This window comes from uncultured Ruthenibacterium sp. (genome assembly GCF_963558415.1).
Classification (GTDB): Bacteria; Bacillota; Clostridia; order Oscillospirales; family Ruminococcaceae; genus Ruthenibacterium.
Genome location: NZ_CAUWGY010000143.1, coordinates 1 through 2,689, shown reverse-complemented (window position 1 = coordinate 2,689; position 2,689 = coordinate 1). Strand labels below are relative to the sequence as shown.

The 2,689-nt window shown below is 48.0% G+C and carries 3 protein-coding genes; 2 read left to right on the top strand and 1 reads right to left on the bottom strand.

Annotation, left to right across the window (positions count from 1 at the left end):
- Positions 1-130 precede the first annotated feature (130 nt).
- On the top strand, positions 131-334 hold the full coding sequence (locus tag AB5H98_RS13185) for a PspC domain-containing protein (RefSeq protein ID WP_367926343.1): 204 nt from the start codon (positions 131-133) through the stop codon (positions 332-334).
- A gap of 140 nt (positions 335-474) precedes the next feature.
- Positions 475-2,070 (top strand): potassium/proton antiporter, encoded by a 1,596-nt coding sequence (locus AB5H98_RS13180; RefSeq protein WP_367926342.1) that lies wholly within the window; start codon positions 475-477, stop codon positions 2,068-2,070.
- Between the two features lie 136 nt (positions 2,071-2,206).
- Here the strand turns inward: AB5H98_RS13180 and AB5H98_RS13175 are convergent.
- A partial coding sequence (locus tag AB5H98_RS13175) for a TIGR03915 family putative DNA repair protein (RefSeq protein ID WP_367926341.1) occupies positions 2,207-2,689 on the bottom strand: 483 nt, incomplete at its 5' end.

Here is a 2,689-nt window from a genome sequence, read left to right as displayed (position 1 = left end):
TCCATTGACGGGCAGAGCTTTGATGGCTTGGATACTTCGATGGAAACAATGTCCGATGCACCCAATTTTTACGAGATACAATGTGATTTAGGAAATGTGCAAATCAGTTTTGAATAAGGAGTAGATTGCAATGGAGGGAAAGAAACTTTACAAGGCGCGCGGTTCGCGTCTTTTGTTTGGCGTTTGTGGTGGCTTGGCGGAATATTTTAATGTGGACCCCACTTGGGTGCGGCTGGCATTTGTGGCGGCAATGATCGTCTGGGGTTCCGGCTTCTTGCTGTATCTGATCGCCGCAATGATCATCCCAGAGCCACCCTTTGACGAATTTCAATAATGAAGAAGCCCGGCAGCTTTGTTGCCGGGCTTTTTTGTGCAAACGGTGTGATGATTCGCCCTCATTCGCTGCCGCACCGCGGTTTTTTTATGATATACTATTTTTGTACGTGTTTTTTTGCAGATGGATGGGAGGTTTTTGTGAACGGATTGATTCTTCTCGCGGCGGTCGTTATTCTGGTCTGTCTTTTACTTAATAAGGTAGCGGTGAAGCTGGGAATGCCGATGCTGCTTGCCTTTATTCTTTTAGGAATGCTTTTCGGCACAGACGGATTGTTTAAAATTCCTTTTGACAATTTTGAGCTGGCGGAGAAAATCTGTTCTTTTGCGCTGATTTTTATCATGTTTTACGGTGGATTCGGCACCAACTGGAATGCGGCCCGACCGGTGGCATTGAAATCGGTGCTCTTATCCACATTAGGCGTTTTGCTCACCGCTTTGCTCACCGGCCTGTTCTGCTTTTTTGTCTTGCATTTTGCTTTTTGGGAAAGCATGTTGGTAGGAGCCGTGGTCAGTTCTACGGACGCCGCGTCTGTTTTTTCAATCCTCCGCTCAAAGCGGTTGAATCTGAAAGACAATACCGCATCCATGTTAGAGCTCGAGAGCGGCAGCAACGACCCGTGTTCTTATATGCTCACAGCCATTATTCTCTCTGTTATGAGTGGGCAAGTCAGCGGCGGTGAATTAATTTGGATGATTGCCGCCCAGTTTTTGTTGGGTGCACTCGGAGGAGTTTTGGTGGCATGGGTATCTGGTTGGGTGCTGGACCATGTGCATTTTCCCACCGATGGGTTTGATACGATTTTTGTATTCAGTATGGCGTTGATCTCCTACGCAGGCGCCTCGGCCCTGGGAGGGAATGGTTATTTGTCTGCCTACATAGCGGGCATCCTTTTGGGAAACCGCTCTTTCCAGAATAAAAAGGCGATGATTCACTTTTTTGATGGGCTCACAGGTTTGATGCAAATGCTCATTTTTTTCCTTTTGGGACTGTTGTCTTTTCCTTCGCAGCTTCCCAAAGTGGCTCTGTCCGGGCTTGCTATTTCTTTGTTTCTTACGTTTGTTGGGCGGCCTTTGGCGGTGTTCACCGTTTTGTCTCCGTTTCGATGCCCGCTCAACCAGAAACTGCTTGTATCTTGGGCCGGGCTGCGCGGTGCCGCATCCATCGTGTTTGCCATTATGGCCACGGTACACCCTGCGTACATGAAGCAGGATGTGTTTCACATCGTTTTCTTTATCGTTTTGTTTTCCATTGCTTTGCAGGGAACTCTTTTGTCGCCTGTGGCGCAGATGCTGAATACGATTGACCAAAATAGCGATATCATGAAAACATTCAGCGACTATTCAGAAGAGCTTCCGGTTCAGTACCTCGGCCTGACGGTGCAAAGTCCGCATCCTTGGGTGGGTAAGAAGGTACGGGAAATCGAACTTTTACCCAATCTTTTGCTGGTTTTGCTGGTGCGCAACAATGAGCAGGTGGTCCCGACCGGAGAAACCGTGATTCAGAATGGCGATGAGGTCATTTTGAGTGCGTTGTCTTCCGGCAACGAGGCGAAAGGCTGTTTGATTGAGCGTACAGTGGGCAGAGAAAGCACTTGGTGTGATAAACCTCTATCTGAAATTCGGCCCGGTGAAAATAAGCTGGTGGTGTTGATCCGGCGGGGAAGTCAACTAATTCTTCCCGATGGAAGCACGGTCATTCGGGAGGGCGATGTGCTGGTGCTCAGCCGCTCATGAGAAAAGGAAATCAAAAAGCCGGACAGGAATTCCTGTCCGGCTTTTTCTGATTCTACACTTGCAATCGAAAAAAGAAACCAGTGCTTTATCCAGCGGAAAGTTTTTTGAGGCCCGGCGTTTGTAGTGAAAAGTTCTGCTATTTTTTTAGGGCAGGTGAATCGCTGGCAACAAATTTAGGGACATCCGCGGACATTTCCAGCATATCCGGCCAATAACGTTTCGGGCAGTGATTCATACGGCAGCGAGGGTTTTCTCGATCAGGGATGGCAATAGTGTCATAGAACCGTTTCCATAATATTCGATACTGCTGTTCGTTGGAGTCAGGCGGTGGTGGTTCAAAATTGTCCAAAGGAACGATCGATGCACGTTTCTCTTTCCAAATAAGGGCCGCATGATGGGTGCGATCGTAAATGAGAAAGGTTTCAATGGAATACCGGTCGCAGAAATGGTTTTGAATATAGGGCAGTACAAAGGATTTGGGCGAAATACAAGCGGTTAGCACACCGCCGTGATCCGAAAAACGGATAAATTCCACAAAGCGGTGGGCTTCGTTTTTTAAGAACAATTGGGCCGCCAGCATAGGATGTACGTCTTCATGGCCCGGCATAAAAAGAACGCG

Bases quoted from the DNA above. Each gene is read 5' to 3' on its own strand.
- AB5H98_RS13185 (WP_367926343.1), top strand. From the start codon at position 131: ATGGAGGGAAAGAAACTTTACAAGGCGCGCGGTTCGCGTCTTTTGTTT.